The sequence below is a fragment of the Rathayibacter sp. VKM Ac-2857 genome, from assembly GCF_013205025.1.
GTDB lineage: Bacteria > Actinomycetota > Actinomycetes > Actinomycetales > Microbacteriaceae > Rathayibacter.
In genome coordinates, this window is record NZ_JABMLE010000002.1 from 352220 (window position 1) to 368245 (window position 16026).

Genomic DNA, 16026 nt, shown 5'->3' on the forward strand with positions numbered 1-16026 from the left:
CGCTCACGGCGCGCACGCCGTCGTCGGGGCCGAGGCGCGGCCGCTCTGCCGGAGCAGCGTCACCTCGAGGCAGGTCTGTCCTGAGGCGTCGGCGGGGACCGTCACGGTGCTCTCCTCCTGGGTGCGGGGATCGGGGATCGAGCCGGTGCCGGCGGGCGCCCAGAGGAAGCGGTCGCCGTCCTCCGGCTGCGGGTTGGACCAGGTGAAGACGACGCCGTCGGCACCGACCGCACCGGCGAGACCGGTGACGGCGGGGACGTCGACCTGGCCGAGCGGGTCGGCGGGTGCCTCGGCCGCGGTGGTGCGGCGCGGGTCGGCGGTCGAGGTCGGCAGCCCGGCGACCAGTGCGGCTCCGCCGGCCACGGAGGCGGCGACGAGCACCGCGATCCCGGCGAGGACGAGGGGCCGGCGACGGCGCGCGGGCGCTGGTCCGCTCGGCACCGGCGACCCCTGCGGGATCGGCGCACGAGGCTCGGACAGCGGGGCCGGGGCGACGAAGGCCGCCGCGGACCCGCGGGCCACCGTCCGCTCCAGATCGAACGCCGGGACACCGGAGATCTCGGCGAGCGCCGGCGCGGGCTTGCGCGGCGCGACGGGGCGCGGCACCGGGTCGATGCTCACGATGCCGCGGATGCGGGTGTTGCCGTCGTCCTCCTCCTCCACCCGCTCCTGCGGCAGGGCGTCGTCGAGCACGTCGGCGGTGGTGACCGCGAGGGAGAGCTCGACCTGGATCCGCTGCAGGGCACGGCCGAACTCGAGGGCCGTCGTGAAGCGGCTCTGCGGCGTCTTGGCCATGCTGATCCCGAGCACCCGGTCGAGCGAGGCCGGGGCGTCGGCGCGGCCGAGCGGCGGCAGCGGCGCCGAGCGGATCCGCTCGATCAGCTCGTGCGAGTTGATCGAGCGCCCCGGCAGCTCGAACGGCGAGCGTCCGGCGAGCAGCGAGTAGACGGTCGCGCCGAGCGCGTAGACGTCGAGGGCGACCTCGTTCGGGATCTCGGCGCCGAACGCCTCGGGGGGCGACCACGGGATCGAGAGGCCGGCGAGGTCGGCGGAGCCGTCCAGGAGCGCTCCGGCGATGCCGAAGTCGGTCAGGGCCGGCCGGTCGTAGGCGGTGACGAGGACGTTCGCAGGCTTGATGTCGCGGTGCAGGATCCCCGCGCGGTGCACGGTCTCGACCGCGCCCGCCACCTGGATGCCGATGCGCAGCGCGTCGGCGACGGCCAGCCGGCCGCTCTTCAGCCGCACGGCCAGGTTGGGGTTCGGGCAGTACTCCATCGCCAGGTAGGGCCGGCCGTCGGCGGCGATGTCGGCCTGGTAGATCGTGACGATCGACGGGTGCGTCGAGAGGGACGCCATCAGGTTCGCCTCGGCCTCGAACGCGTCGCGCTCGCGGTCCGTGGTCAGTCCGGCGCGCAGCACCTTGACCGCGACCGTGCGCCGCGGCCGGGCCTGCTCGTAGAGGAAGACGTCGGCGAAGCCGCCGGAGCCCAGCGGGCTGCGGAACTCGAAGCCGCTGATCGCGGGAGGCGGGGACGACCGCGGCGCGCTCATGCCGTCTCCCGGATCGTCACGGTGACGCCGTCGCCGAGGTCGAGGACGTCGCCGCCGGCGAGCACCATCGACTCCGATCCGGTGAGCCGCACGGGCACCTGCCCCGAGCGGAGCAGGAGCGTCCCGTTCACCGACGCCAGATCGCGGACGACGACGAAGCGGCCCTCCGCCCGGACCTCGACGTGGCTGCGCGAGATGTCCTGCAGCGGGCTCGGCACGGTGATCAGGCGGGGCAGCTCGTGCGCGGCCACTCGGCCCGCGGAGGGGCGCCGGCCGATCACGACCGGGCGGTCGAGCTCGACCACGTCGCCGGTGGAGAGCTCGAGCCGGGCGATGGCGCTCGAGGGCGGCGGGATCGACGGGGCGGGAGCGAGCGCGCGCAGCTCGGCGATCGAGATCGTGTGCCCGTCGTGATCGCCGTCTCCGAGCTCCGGAGACGGCGACGCGGCCGGGACGAGGTCGATCAGCCCGTGCTCGTCCTCCGGCTCGCGGATCGCGGCGTCCTCGACGACCCGGGCGACGGTCTCGCCGAACAGGTGGTCGTACTCGTCGTCGGCGGCGCGGACCGTGTCGGAGACGGGCACGCGGGTCTCGTCGTGGCGGAGCGGCGCGGCGGTCGGCTCTTGTGCCGCGGCCGGCGCGGGGGCGGGCGGAGCGGCGGGCGGAGCGGCGGTGACGACAGGCGGCGCGGAGTAGCCCCACTCGTCGAGCTCGCCGGTCTCGGCCGAGGACGGCGCGGGCGGCGCGGCGGCCGCGAGCAGTGCCGCGGGCAGGATGGCGGGGCTCGGCTCGACGACGGACGGAGTCACGACAGGCGGAGTCACGACCGGCGGAGTCACGACCGGCGGCGCGACGACCACCGGCTCCTCGATCACCGGCGGCGCGATCGCCGGCTCGACGCTCACCGGCTCGACGACGGCGACCTCGACGACCACCGGCTCCTCGACCGGCGGCTCGGCGACCACTGGCTCTACGACCGGCACCTCGGCGACCACGGGCTCGGCGACCACGGCCTCGACGACCGGCACCTCCTCCTCGGGCGGCTCGCCCGCCTCCGCGCCGACCGGGCGCGCCTCGAGGGTCGCCCCCCGGAACGTCGCGGTCAGCCGCGAGCACAGCACGACCCCGCTGCCGATGGGCAGGCTCAGCGCCGCCCCGCGCCGGCCCGCCTTGACGCGCAGGCTGATCGAGACCGGGCCGGCGATCATCCGCTCGTTCCAGGTGGTCACCCCCTCGCCGGAGAGCGCGACGACGGGCGCGTCGTCACCGAGCTCCTCGACCACCTCGACGAGGAGATCGCCGCGGACCGCGACCCGCGAGAGGTCGCCCTCGAGGGCGACGACCGCGAACGGCGGGAGCGCCAGCAGGCTCGCCCCGAAGACGCCGGTGAGCGTCTCGAGCACGCCCGCGAGACCGCGCCCCTCCGCGAAGGCCTCGGAGACCTGCTTGACGCCCTCCTCGCCCAGCACGTCGGGCAGCAGCGCCATCCCGCGCTCGGAGACGACGCCGAACCAGCGGCCGGGTCGGTAGCGGATCTCGGTCACGGGCGAGCCCCCTCGGTGTCGGGAGTGCCGTCCGCGAGCGGCGCCGCGACGATCTCGCGCGGATCGATCTCGCGGGGCACGATCTGTCGGGGCACGATCTGTCGGGGCACGGTGTCGTCGCTGACCGCGGTGGCGAGCGGCAGCCGGTCGCTCGGGACGGTGCGGTCGAGGTCGTCGCCGGCGCTGACCGAGGTCGCGTCGATGACGAGCACGGTCAGGTTGTCGCGACCGCCGTGGAGGAGCGACTCGTGCAGCAGCCGGGTCGCGGCGGCCTGCGGGTCGGCCTCGTCGCGCAGCACGAGCGCGATGCGGGCGTCGTCGAGCTCCGTGGTGAGCCCGTCGGAGCAGACCAGCATCCGGTCCCCCGCCGCGGCGGGCAGCAGCCAGAAGTCGGGGGCACCGGCGCTGCCCGCGCCCAGGGCGCGGGTGATCACGTTGCGCTGCGGGTGGGTCTGCATCCCGGAGGCGTCGAGCTCGCCCGCCTCCACGAGCTCCTGCACCACGGAGTGGTCGACGCTGACCTGCTCGAGGGTCCCGTGGGCCATCCGGTAGGTGCGGGAGTCGCCGAGGTTGAACACGAGCCAGTAGCCCAGGTCCTCGATCTCGGCGATGGCCAGGCCGCTGACGGTCGTCCCGGCGCTCCGCTCGGTGCTGAGGGCCAGCTCCGCGATGCGGACCTGGGCGCCGGCGAAGCACTCCTCGATCTCGGAGACGCGGACCGTGTCGTGGCCGACCAGGCCGCGGAAGGCGTCGACGGCGATCGCGCTGGCGACCTCTCCCGCGTCGTGGCCGCCCATGCCGTCGGCGACGACGAAGACCGGGGGTGCGGCGACGTGCGAGTCCTCGTTGATCGCCCGCTTCATCCCGCGGTCGGTCGCGCTGCCCCACTGCACGGCGATCGGGCTGCCCGGAGCGCTCATGCCCACTCCACCGCCGCCGTGCGGTCGCCGAAGGTCAGCGTGGCGCCGACGGGCACCGCGGCGCGGCCGCCGGGCGGCACCGGCGTCGCCGTCCCGTCGATCACGACCCCGGTCCCGTTGGTCGAGTGCCGGTCGATGACGGAGAGCTCGTCGCCGAGGAACTCCAGCCGGGCGTGCGTCTTCGAGATCGAGCGGGTCGTGTCGGCGAGCGCCACCAGCTCGCCGGCCGCCTCGCCGGTGCGCGGTGTGGGATTGCGACCGACGAGCGCGGTGTCGGAGACGACCACGACGGTCCCGTCGTCGAAGCGGAGCCGGACCGCGCGCGGGCGCGGCTGCGCGGGGGCGCCGGCGCTCATGCGGGTGAGCTCGAGGTCCTCCGGCTCGTGCGCGGGGGCCGTCGGCCGGGCCGGGGCGGCGGAGCCGGGCACGGCGGAGATCACGCCGGCGGGCGGGGCGGAGAAGCTCGCCGGAGCGACGGCCGGCGCGGAGTACGCGGCGGAAACGGCCGTCGCGGGCGCGACCGCGGCGGGCGCCGAGTACGCGGCGGGCGCGACCGATGTCTCCGCGGGCGTCCGAGGGACGACCGGCTCGTCCAGATCGGCGACCACGGCGACGGACGAGGTCGGCGCCGGCACCTCCCGCACGGTCGCGGCGGGACGGACGGCTCCTGCCGAGCGGGTGTCGATCATCCAGGTGCCCGTGGCCTGGTCGTGCCAGCCGCGGTTCTCCCCCGAGGTGTCGAACAGCGGCGAGAAGTAGCCGACGATGATCGCAGCGCAGAGGTTGAAGACGACGTTCCGGCCGGCGGCCTTCCAGAACCCGGGCTCCTCGCCGCTGTCGTAGCGCACGAGGCGCAGACCGAGCATCCGCATCCCCGGGGTGCCCCGCCCGCCCTGCGCCTTCGTGTAGAAGAGGCCGAAGGCGAGGATCAGAACGGCCGGCCCGAACGCTCCGAAGTACGCGATGGCGCTGTAGGCGCCGGTCGAGGAGGCCGTCTGCCAGAGCGCCCAGGTGAGGAGCCAGACGATCACGTAGGAGAAGAAGAACCAGGCGCCGACGATGACGCTGTCCAGCAGATACGCCCCGACCCGGGGGCCGAGCGCGGCCGGGACGCCGAAGGGCACGGCCGCCGTCCTGCGCGGGGTGCCGGCGCTGAGGGCGGGTGCCCCGCAGCCGCGGCAGAACGCCGCGCTCGCGTCCATCGTGGTCGAGCAGCGCGAGCACACCCAGCCGGACGTCGTCGTGTCAGTCATGGAGATCCTCGTTCCTCGCGGGTCGCCCCGTCGTGTTCGTCCGGGCGCCGCGGGCGGCGGTGGTGGCGCGGGTCAGCCAGGCGGGCCGCAGCGAGCGCAGGGAGAGGCGCGCCCGCCACCGCCGCCAGGGGCTCACGGAGCCGTGCAGCTCCGCGACGAGGGCGTCGGTCTGCTCCCAGAAGGCGGCGACCTCGGCGTCGACCGGGTCCAGCGGCCCGAAGACCGCGGCATCGGCTCGCCGTGCCAGGAGCGCCACTCCCGTACTCGGGTACTCGGAGTGCAGCAGGGCGGCGTCCTCGAGCCGGGTCGACCCGGCCGGGACGACGGTGCCGAGGTCGGCGGCGCGGTCGAGCACCTCGTCCCAGCCGCCGCTGATCCGGTCGGCCGCGCGCTCGGCGCTCGCCCGCGCCCGGCGGCGCCGGCGCTTGAGGGCAGCGATGAGCAGAGCCGGGCCGAAGAGCAGCGCCGCCAGGCCGACGACTCCGCCGGCGACGGCGAGCACCACGCCGATCCAGCCCAGGTCGGGGCCGCGGTCGTCCTCGGTCTCGTCCTCCTGCACGACGTCCGGCGGCACCACGGCGGGCTCCTGCGGGGGCGGCGGCGGCTGGAGCACCTGCGCCTTCGGCTGCGCCGCCGGCTCGGGCTGCTGGTCCTGCAGGATCTGCTCCTTGGGCGGCGTGGGATCGAAGGCCACCCAGCCGTGCTGCGCGAACGCCACCTCGACCCACGCGTGCAGGTCGTCACCGGTGATCGCGACGTCGCCGGAGAGGTCCGACCCGGCCGCCGGGTAGTAGCCCATCACCACGCGGGCCGGGAGACCGAGCTCGTCGACCATCAGCGCCATCGTCGTCGCGTAGTGCTCGTCGTCGCCGACCATGCCCCTCTCGTCCGAGAGCAGCAGCTGCAGGCGCTCCGACCCGTGGCCGGGGCGGGACTCCGTCTCGCCCTCGAGGCCGTGGCTGAAGTAGCCCTGCGTCGAGAGGGTGGTCGCGATCGCGCGCACCTGGCCGAGGGCGGTGGTCGCCTCGCCGACCGAGGCGAGCGTCGCATCGGCGAGCGCCTCCGGCACGTCGATCGGCGTCGGCACGGTGACGGGCGCCGCGACGGCGTCGGCGAGCTCCTCGTCGCTCGGCACCGGAGGCAGGGTCGTGGTCAGCGTGTAGGAGTCGCCGGCCGCGAGCCGGGAGGTCACGACCGCGACTCCGGTCTCGTCGTTGTAGTGCAGCGACTCGCTCAGCGCCTCGGCCCGCGGACCGGCGAACTCGATCGACGACGGGTAGCCCGCGTCGGGGAGCCAGACCCCGCCGAGGTCGGCCGCGGTGAAGCGGAGCACGGCCGGAGTGCCCTCGTGCTCGCCGGCGATGGTGCTGCCGACGCGGGCGAAGCTGCCGGAGCCGCCCCCGCCGCCGGTCACGTCGAAGACGGTCCCGGTGTAGGCGTCCATGGTGGCGAGGCGCACGCGCACGCCCTCCTGCAGGCCCGACACGGTGAACAGGGTCGCGTCCTTCTGGTCGCGGACGGTCTTGCGGAACGAGGCGAGCGGCGTCGGGTAGTCGTCGAGATCGAACGGCGGCACGATGTCCTCGCGGAGGGTCGAGCGCGACCCGGCCGGGGCGACGGCACCGGCGGAGACGCCGACGACCGCGGCGGCGAGCGCCAGGACGAGGGCGCCGGAGCCGATCCGCCGCAGCCGCAGCTGGCGCACGGCCGACGGATCGACCGACCCGCTGCCACCCGCGGCGGAGGTCTGCGCCGACTGGCGGCGCCAGGCCGCCCAGGCCAGGGCGACGACGCCGAAGGCGGTCGCCTGGGCGAGGGGCGCGACGGCGTCCGCGGTCCCGAAGAGGATCGACACGAGCACCAGCACCGCCGCCGGCACGAGCGCCCACACCGGGCGCGGTGCCCGCAGGGCCACCGTCGCCGCGACGACGGCGCAGACCAGCGCCGCGCAGAACGGCACGACCAGGAGCTCCGGGAGACCGTTCGCGGGCGGCTCGACGGTGAGCAGGCTCTTCCAGGAGGTGACCAGCGCGGCCGCGAGGCCGAGGAGGCTCTCGAGGCTCGGGATCACTCCGAGGAGGCCCGCGGAGCGGAACGCCGCCGCGGTGCCGACGAGGAGGTAGACGGCGGCGGTCGCCGCGGTCGTCGTCAGCAGGCCCCAGCGGGCGCGCGCCGCGAGGGCGCCGACGGCGAGACCGGCGGCGACTCCGAGGCCGCCCGCGACGAGGTGGTCCACGCCGGCGAAGACCCGGCCGAAGCCGACGACGCCGACGGCGAGCAGCACCGCGAGGGCGCCCAGATCGACGGCGACCGCCGCCGGAGTCCGGCCCCTCACGCGGCACCCCGCCGCACGGTCGCGGGCAGCTCCTCGAGAGCCGGGACGCTGAGCAGCGCGAGCTCGCCGATGCTGCGGCGGGCGGCGGGCCGCTCCTCGTCGCAGCTCAGGCCGATGGCGCGGGCGTCGGGGGGCAGCTGCCGGGCCGCCGAGCGGAACCGCGCTGCCGTCACCTCCGACCCGACGACGAGGATCACGACCGACGCCTGCGGCACGGAGCGGGCGAGCGAGCGCGACAGACCGACCAGATCGCCCCTGCCCTGGCCGAGCTCCACCCCGGAGAGGTCGTCGAGCAGGCGCTTGCCGATGCCCGCGTGCAGCGAGCGGCCCTGGACGAGCACGCTGAGCTGCTGCCCCTCCCGCAGCGCCTGGAGGCCGAGGGAGGCGCAGCTGGAGACGGCGAGCTCGAACTGCTCGTCGTCGCGGTAGTCGGCGGGATCGAGCGACAGGCCGATCGCGAGGTGCGACCGCCGCGTCTCCTCGAACTGGCGCACCATCAGCGTGCCGGTGCGCGCCGTGGTCTTCCAGTGCACGTAGCGGCGGTCGTCGCCGGGGGCGTAGGCACGGAGGGCGTGGAACGAGACGTCGTTGTTGGAGAGCTCCGGAGCCGGCCGGCCCTCGAGGTCCTTGAGGAACCCGGACGACGAGCCGCCGACGGCGACGGTGCGCGGGTGGACGAAGAGGTCGCCGGGCACGGTGTGCGGCACGACGCGGCGGAAGAGCCCGAGGCCGTCGCCGCGGACCGAGCGGACGGGTCCGACGCGGATCACGCCGCGCCGCGCCGTCGGGATGGTGAACAGCTCCTCGTGCACGGCCGTCGCCTCCAGCCGCGGGAGCGGGAACACCGCCAGGCCGCCACCCACCGGCAGCTCGACCCGCGCGGGCAGGAGCGAGCGGTTCGAGGCGTTGCGCACCTCGACGCGGCCGACCGCCCGCTCCCCCGCGACCACCCGGGTGGCCGCCAGATCGAGGTCGACGGCGTAGGAGGAGCGCCCGATCATGAACGGAGCGGCGACCAGCAGCACGGCGAGCGCCAGCACCGCGATCAGGACCAGCTCACTCCAGCCCTGCACCGCGCCGACGATCCAGGCGAGGGCGGCGAGCGCGAGGAGGACCCAGGCGGACGAGGTCGCGACCGCGACCACGGGGACGGCGCGGGCGCGCACGGGCGCGAGCAGCACGCCGGCCGTCTCGACCGCGTGGCGCGACCGCTCGACGACGACGCCGGCGCGGCGCGCGAGCCCCTCGCTCCGGAGCACTCCGATCCCGGTCATGCCGCTTGACGCTCCTGCGGCGCGGCGACCTCGGCGAGCACGCGCCCGAGCACGCCGTCGGCCGTGGCCCCGGCGAACTCGGCCTCGGGGTCGAGGACGAAGCGGTGCAGCCAGACGGAGGCGACCAGCTGCTTGACGTCGTCCGGCAGCACGTAGTGCCGGCCGTTCGCGGCGGCCCAGACCTTGCAGGCGCGGATCAGCGCCATCGAGCCGCGGACCGAGACGCCGATCCGCGTCTCCGGCGCCGAGCGGGTGGCCTCGGCGAGCTGCACGACATAGCGCAGCACGGCGCCGTCGACGTGCACGGTCGCCGCGAGGTCGGCCATGTCGGCGACGGCCTGCGTCGTGATGATCGCGCGCAGCCCGGCGGAGGGATTGCGCTCGCCCGAGCCCGCGAGGATCCGCTCGGCGGACGCGGCGTCGGGGTAGCCGATCGAGGTCTTGATCAGGAAGCGGTCCAGCTGCGCCTCGGGGAGGCGGTAGGTGCCGGCCTGCTCGATCGGGTTCTGCGTCGCGATGACGAGGAACGGCCGCCCGACCTCGTGGCCGACGCCGTCGACCGTGACCCGCGACTCCTCCATCACCTCGAGCAGCGCCGACTGCGTCTTCGGCGAGGCGCGGTTGATCTCGTCGGCGAGCACGATCGACGCGAAGATCGGGCCGCGGTGGAAGTCGAAGCGCCCCGACTTCTGGTCGTAGATCGTCACGCCGGTCACATCGCTCGGCAGCAGATCGGGCGTGAACTGGATGCGGTTGCTGGTGCCCTGCACGGTCGCCGCGATCGCCTTCGCGAGGCTGGTCTTGCCGGTCCCCGGCGCGTCCTCGAGCAGCACGTGCCCCTCGGCGAGCATCGCCGTGAGCACGAGCGAGACCACCTCGGACTTGCCGAGCACGGCCTGCCCGACGTTCTGCACGAGCTTCTCGAACGTGGCGGCGAACCAGGCGGCCTGGTCGGGTGTCATGGTCATCAGTGCGATCCCTCTTCTCGGTGCCGACGCGGGGTCAGCACGGTCCCATTCCCTGTTCGCCGCCGTTCACGGTGCCCCGGGCGACGTACCAGCCGTCGGACATCCGATACCAGCGGTTGTCGCCGCCCGCCGTCTTGTTCCGCCAGTCGGCGTAGCAGTAGACGGTCAGGTCGCCCTTCACCCAGCGGCTGCTGCACGACGGGCCGCTCGGGCTGTAGTGCAGCCCGGTGCTGTCGCTGTCCTCGAGGCACGAGTTCACGGGGGCGTTCACGACCCAGCTGGTCTGCGCGGGCGGCGGTGGTGGCGGCGGCGGCGCCGCTGCGGTGTTCGCGCCTCGTCGCTCGATGGCGGACTGCTGACCCGCCTCGTCGATGACGTACGCGTCGACCGCGTGGTACTGGTCGTAGCCGTCGCCGAGCCGGATCGTCTGCACGGTCGGGTCGTAGCGCTTGTACTGCTGCTTGCCGTCGGTGTCGATCCAGAGCTCGGTGATGCGGCGTCCGTTCGGCGCGGGAGGGGTCACGACGTAGTCGATCGACGTCCCGTTGACGGTCGCGACGATGGTCGGCATTCCGGGCAGACCGTAGGGCGCGACAGGATCGCTGGTGTTACTCGGGCCGCTCTCGTATCGATTGCCGTCGACGATCGTGTACGTCTTCATCACGGCGGTATAGGTGCCGTTGTTCGCGGCGAAAGGCTGAACGTAGCCCGACGACGCCCCCGCGCCGAGGTAGCCGATGTCGTACCAGGTTCCTGAACCGACGACTTGATAGGAGTAGTTCACCTCCTGCCCGACCGCTCCGTTGCCTGACGGTGCCGCAGTGAAGTTGATGCGGAACTGACCGTCGAGCGGCTCGACGGACGTGATCGTCGGCGCATCCGGAACTCCTACGGCCCGCCGGGCCGACGAGTCTGCGCTGAACAGCGGATCCGTCTTGTCCGCGTCCGTCGACTTGTTCTTCGCGGCTACCGAGAACGTGTAGCCCGACTCCGAGTTGTCGACCGTGATGTTCTGAGTGGTGATCCCGGCCGCGAGCTCGATCCTCTTGGTCTCGGCACCGCCCCTCTTCACCACGAGGGTGTACCCCGTCAGCGCCTCCGCATTCGGTGTCGCCGGCGGGCTCCAGCTCACGGGAAGCTGCGTCTGAGTGCCCAGCTGCACCGAGGGGCCGACCTGCGGCGCCGCCGGCGCGCTCGGCGAGCCTGCCGGGCTCATCGACATCGGGCCCGACCAGTCGGAGGGCTCCGGCGAGCGGTTCGACGCCCGCACCGCCACCGTGTAGTTCGAGCCGTTCGTCAGCCCGGTGAGCTGCGTGGTCCGGGTTCCGCCGGACACCTCGAACAGGTCGTTGCCGGCCCCGCTGAGCTGCACCTCGTACCCCGTCACCGCGGACCCCGGGTTCGCGCCGTCCGCCCACGTCACGGTGAGCGAGCCGTCGCCGTAGTCGAGGCTCGTGATCGTCGGGGCACCCGGGCGGGCGTCCGGCCGCGCCACGGCCGAGGCGGGCGACGGGTCGGACTCGCCGATCTCGTTGCTCGCGGTGACCGTGAAGGTGTACTCGCGGTCGTTGGTGAGGTTCGCGATCGTGCAGGTGGTCGCCGCGCAGTCCTGGCTGCCGCCCGACCACTTCACCGTGTGGGTGGTGATCTCGGAGCCGTTGCTGGTGCCGTCGGACCAGCTGAGCACGACCGTCCGGTCCTGCACCGAGCTGACCGACGGGGTCCCCGGCGCGGCCGGCCGGCCCTGCACCGTCAGCCGGATCGTGCCGAACACCCGGCGCTCCGCGTCGCCGGTGGCGTCCGCCACCTGGTAGCGCACCGTCATGGTGCCCACGAAGTCCGCGCTCGGCGTGACCACGACGGAGCCGCCCTGGGCGCTCGCCGTGCCGGTCGCCTCCCCGGAGTCCACGATCGGATCGCCGACCAGCGTCAGCGGCGTCTCGGGGAACGGGTTCACGTCGTTCGACAGCACGTCGACCGTGGTCGGCTTCCCCTGCGGCGCCTTCGCGACGACGTCGTCGTTCGCGACCGTCAGCGGCCGGGTCGACGCGGTCACCCGCACGACCACCGCGCCCTGCACGGGCTGCGTGGTGCCGTCGGTCACGGTGATCGTCAGCGTCTCCTGCGTCCCCTTCGCGACCGACTCGTCGGCCGCGACCGAGAGCACCGAGCCCGACACGGAGGCGGTCATCCCGGTGGGCGCGCCCGAGACGCTGTAGCTCAGCTTCTCCAGGTCGCCCTTGTCCGGGTCGCTCGAGAGCGCTCGCAGATCCAGGGTCGACGCGTCCTCGCCGGCGGCGACCTCCATCGCTCCCCCGGCGAACGTCGGCGGCTGGTTCTCCGGCGGCAGCACCGTGATCGGGATGCTCAGCGTCGCCTTCACGCCGGCGGGGTCGTCGGGTCCGGTGCCGTCGGTGACCTCGAAGGTCAGCGCGTCCGAGCCGAAGTAGTCGGGAGCCGCGGTGTACAGCAGCGTCGACTCGTCCCGGACGAGCACCCCGTCCGCGGAGTGCAGCGCCGACACCCGGTCGGCCTGCGTCAGACGAGCGGTCTTCCCCTCGGGAGCGACGACCCAGTCGGTCAGCGGGATCGTCGCCTGCTCGCCGGCCTTCACCTCGAGCGGGACGACACCGGGCTTCAGTGCGGGACCGGTCGCGCTGAGCGCCGGCACCCGGACGAACGCCGTCGCGACCAGACCGTCGGCATCGGTCGCCGTGTAGGTGAGGAGCTGCGCCTCGTCGCCGGGAGTCACGGTGACGACTCCTCCGGTGCCGACCACGGCGCCCGCCGGCTCGCCGAGCAGCGCCACCCGGAGCTCGCTCGCGACGCCGTCCGGGTCCTCGTCGTTCTTCAGCACCGGCACCTCGACGGTCTGCGCCGTCGTGATCTGCGCGGTCGTGACCGCGTCGTCGCGGGCGATCGGCGGCAGCAGCGCCGCCTCCTCGGCGACCGTCACCAGCAGGCTGCCGATCGCGGTCGCGCCGCGGGAGTCCGCGACGGTGTACTGGATCGGGTAGTCGCCCTCCGCCTCCGGAGTCGTCACCAGCACGCGGCCCGCGGAGAGCCGCGCGGTCACGCCCTCCGGAGCCGTGACGCCGTCGGCGACCAGCGAGAGCGTGTCGCCGTCCGGGTCGGTGTCGTTCGCGAGCACGTCGACGGCGATGCTGCGGCCGGGCTGCGCGGTGACGACGTCCTTGACGGCGTCCGGCGCCTGGTTCTGCGTCGACGGAGGGGCGATGCCGACCTGGATCGTCGCGGTGGCCCGCTTCCCGAGAGCGTCGCTCACCTCGTAGCGGAACGAGTCGGTGCCGACGGAGTCGTCGAAGGCGGTGTAGGTGAGGTGATCCGCCCCGACCTCGTCGATCCGCCCCTTGCCGGGAGCGCTCGCCTGGCCGACCAGCGTCACGCTGTCGCCGTCGGGGTCGATGCCGTCCAGCGGGATCGGGATCGAGATGGTCGTGCCCGAGAGCGTGCGCGCCTCGAGGTTCTCGGGTCGCGGCGGCGAGTTCGCCTCGCGGTTCATCGGCAGGATCTGGATGCTGACGTAGCCGGCGTCCTTCTGCCCGGCGGCGTCGATCGCCTCGTAGGTGACGTAGACGGTCTTCGCGGTGTCGCCCGCCCGGAACCGCACGCGGTCCTCCGAGACGAACGCGACGCCGTCGGCGGCATCGGGCAGCGGTGCCACGAGGTCGGGCAGCACGGTCAGCAGGCCGCCGCCGGGCGAGACGTCGTTCGCGAGCACGTCGATCGTGACGGTGTCGCCGACGCGCACGGCCGCGGAGTCGTCGGTCGCGATCGGCGGCTCGAGGGTCGCCGGAGCGGGTGTCGGCACCACCAGCACCTCGCCGGTCGTGGTCCCGGTGCCGTTCGAGACGGTGTAGCGGAAGGTCACCGGCTCGGTGATCCCCGGCTGGTCGGTGACGCGCAGCACCTCGTGCTCGAGGATCGCCACCGCGACACCGACGCCGGCGTCCACCTTCACCGAGGAGACGACGAGCAGCCCGCCGTTGGGGTCCGAGTCGTTCTGCAGCACGTCGACGAGCGCGGTGCCGCCCGAGGGCAGGAGCGCGACGTCGCGCACGGCGACCGGGTTCTTCGCCTCGCTGCTCGCCGGGAGCACGTCGACGCGGACGAGTCCCGGGGCGGACTTCGGTCCGTCGCTCGCGCGGTACTGCAGGTAGTAGCTGCCGGGTGTCGGCGACGTGAAGGTGAAGGTCCCCGCCGTGTAGTCGGGGGTGACGGTCGCGCCGGCGGGCTGCTCGACCTCGGCGAGCAGCAGGGGCGCGCCGGACGGGCTGAGGTCGTTGCCGAGCGGCGCGACCGTCGCGGTCTGGTCGGCGAGGGTCGTCACGTGGTCCGGATTCGTCACGGGAACGGTCGACCCGGGCGCGCGGACGTCGACGTGCAGCACTCCCTCCACGTCCTCGGTGCCGTCGGAGACGATCAGGACGACGTCCTTGCGGCCGAGCTGGGCGCCGATCGCGTCGAAGGTGACGAGGCCGTCGGCCGTGGAGCGGACCTGGTCGTCGCTGGTCGAGGCCGCGGTGCGCAGGAAGAGCTCGTCGCCGTCCGGGTCGATCCAGTCGGGCAGCACGTTGTACGACGTCGACGCACCCTGCTCGAGGAGGATCCGCCCCTCGCGCTTCTGCTCGGGAGGCTCGTTGCTGCCCGCCGGCTTCACCGTCAGCGTGACGACGGCGTCGTCGGTGCTCCCGCGTCCGTCGTCGGCGGTGTAGGCGAAGGTCGCGGTCCCGCTCGCCTCCGCGGGCACCGTGATCTGCAGGGCGCTGCCGCCGTAGATCGGCGACACCTCGCCCAGTGCGGGCTGCGCCCCGGTCACGGCCGCGGTGAGGACGTCCCCGTCCGGGTCGCTGTCGTTGTCGAGCACCGGCAGGATGACGCTGCGCCCGGCGCGCACGCCGAACTCGTCGTCGACGGCGACCGGCGGAGTGTTCTCCTCCGACCGCTCCGGGATCGTGTCCTGCACCTGCTGCTGCGTGCTGTCGTTCTCGTCGTCCTTGTCGGCGTCGTCCTCCGGGGGCGTGACGTCCTCCCAGTCGGAGACCTCCTTCATGTCCTGGTTCACCAGCCAGACGGAGCCCACGGTCAGCTCGTTCAGCACGACCGCGCTGCGATTGACGCGGAAGACCGCCTGCCGATCGGCACCGAGGTCCGGCACCTCCCGCGCGACGTCGTCCGCGGTCCCGCCGCAGTCGCGCAGGTACCGTCCCGAGCCGGACCAGGCGGCGTAGGTGCAGCCGTTGACCCGGACCGGCGCGACGGCGGTGCCGCTGCCGCCGGAGTCCACCGTGCGCGCGGCCGAGCCGTCGAGGGGCTGGAGGAGCAGGGCGGCACCGGTCGAGACCGCGACGTCCTCGCCGCCGGCGCTCGGCTGCTGCAGCGTCAGACCGTCCGCGACTCCGAGCTGCACCGGATCGTCGCCGTCGATCGACACCGCGCCGCTCCCCGCGTCGAGGAGGACCGGGGTCGAGCCGACGGCGGTGATCGCCGGTGTCGCTCCCGCGGCGAAGCCGGAGACGGCGGCGGTCGACGGGCTGCCGCCGGCGCGGACGGTGACGAGCTCCTGCTCGCCGGGCGAGTAGGCGAAGACCGTGCCGTCGGCCGCGACGGTGGCCGCCGCGCCCGCGCCGAGCTCGATCGTCGGCTCGTCGGCCTCGACGCTGAAGGAGGCGAGAGCGTCGACCGCCCGCACCCAGAGGGCGCCGGAGGCCGCGTCGAGGATCGCCAGCACGCCGCCGCCGAGCGAGACCGAGGACTCGGCGGGCACGGCGACCGCCTCGCCGAGCACGACCGACGAGGTGTCCACGATCGAGACGGTCGCGTTGCTGGCGTCGTGGACGACGACGGTGCCCGCCTCCTGCGCGACGTCGAAGCTCGTCCCCTTGGTGCGCAGACCCGCGTCGAGGACCTCGGAGGGGTAGTTGAGCCGGCCCGCGAGCAGCGAGCTCGGCTTGGTCACCCAGACCCCGGCGTCGTTCAGATCGACGTCCTGGGTGGTCACCCCCTGGTAGAGCACGGCCATCGTCGAGACGACGAGGGCGGCGGCGGTCACCGACGCGACGGAGGCGGCGGAACGGGTGCGGCGGGACAGCCGTGAGAACACGCTCGGACCGTTCCTCTCGGGGATGGGGGGGGCGGAGTCGTCCGGTCGGCGGCGGGC

General features: G+C 74.1%; 8 protein-coding genes. All 8 read right to left on the bottom strand.

The genetic code is table 11. From position 1 onward, the window contains the following. Positions 1-3 precede the first annotated feature (3 nt). Genes HQQ86_RS09105 through HQQ86_RS09140 form a run of 8 tightly spaced genes read right to left on the bottom strand, consistent with a single transcriptional unit; the run spans position 4 to position 15969 of the window. A complete protein-coding gene (locus tag HQQ86_RS09105) occupies positions 4-1551 on the bottom strand; it encodes a serine/threonine-protein kinase (protein ID WP_173287814.1) in 1548 nt (515 codons plus the stop codon). After that, the gene (locus tag HQQ86_RS09110; RefSeq protein WP_173287815.1) at positions 1548-3095 is read right to left on the bottom strand and encodes an FHA domain-containing protein; all 1548 of its coding nucleotides are present in this window, start codon (positions 3093-3095) and stop codon (positions 1548-1550) included. Before HQQ86_RS09110 ends, HQQ86_RS09105 begins: the two co-directional genes overlap by 4 nt. Beyond that, positions 3092-4015 (bottom strand): PP2C family serine/threonine-protein phosphatase, encoded by a 924-nt coding sequence (locus tag HQQ86_RS09115; RefSeq protein ID WP_216845280.1) that lies wholly within the window; start codon positions 4013-4015, stop codon positions 3092-3094. Before HQQ86_RS09115 ends, HQQ86_RS09110 begins: the two co-directional genes overlap by 4 nt. Continuing rightward, positions 4012-5268 carry an RDD family protein gene (locus HQQ86_RS09120; RefSeq protein WP_173287816.1) on the bottom strand — a complete coding sequence of 419 codons (1257 nt, stop codon included), beginning with the start codon at positions 5266-5268 and terminating at the stop codon, positions 4012-4014. Before HQQ86_RS09120 ends, HQQ86_RS09115 begins: the two co-directional genes overlap by 4 nt. Beyond that, entirely contained in the window at positions 5261-7603 is a 2343-nt protein-coding gene (locus tag HQQ86_RS09125; RefSeq protein ID WP_173287817.1) for a transglutaminase-like domain-containing protein, read from the bottom strand. Before HQQ86_RS09125 ends, HQQ86_RS09120 begins: the two co-directional genes overlap by 8 nt. Then, entirely contained in the window at positions 7600-8877 is a 1278-nt protein-coding gene (locus HQQ86_RS09130; protein WP_173287818.1) for a DUF58 domain-containing protein, read from the bottom strand. Before HQQ86_RS09130 ends, HQQ86_RS09125 begins: the two co-directional genes overlap by 4 nt. Then, positions 8874-9845 carry a MoxR family ATPase gene (locus HQQ86_RS09135; protein WP_173287819.1) on the bottom strand — a complete coding sequence of 324 codons (972 nt, stop codon included), beginning with the start codon at positions 9843-9845 and terminating at the stop codon, positions 8874-8876. Before HQQ86_RS09135 ends, HQQ86_RS09130 begins: the two co-directional genes overlap by 4 nt. 34 nt (positions 9846-9879) lie before the next feature. Continuing rightward, on the bottom strand, positions 9880-15969 hold the full coding sequence (locus HQQ86_RS09140) for an Ig-like domain-containing protein (protein WP_173287820.1): 6090 nt from the start codon (positions 15967-15969) through the stop codon (positions 9880-9882). Positions 15970-16026 lie beyond the last annotated feature (57 nt).

Bases quoted from the DNA above. Each gene is read 5' to 3' on its own strand.
- HQQ86_RS09105 (WP_173287814.1), bottom strand. From the start codon at position 1,551: ATGAGCGCGCCGCGGTCGTCCCCGCCTCCCGCGATCAGCGGCTTCGAG.
- HQQ86_RS09115 (WP_216845280.1), bottom strand. From the start codon at position 4,015: ATGAGCGCTCCGGGCAGCCCGATCGCCGTGCAGTGGGGCAGCGCGACC.
- HQQ86_RS09120 (WP_173287816.1), bottom strand. From the start codon at position 5,268: ATGACTGACACGACGACGTCCGGCTGGGTGTGCTCGCGCTGCTCGACC.
- HQQ86_RS09130 (WP_173287818.1), bottom strand. From the start codon at position 8,877: ATGACCGGGATCGGAGTGCTCCGGAGCGAGGGGCTCGCGCGCCGCGCC.
- HQQ86_RS09135 (WP_173287819.1), bottom strand. From the start codon at position 9,845: ATGACCATGACACCCGACCAGGCCGCCTGGTTCGCCGCCACGTTCGAG.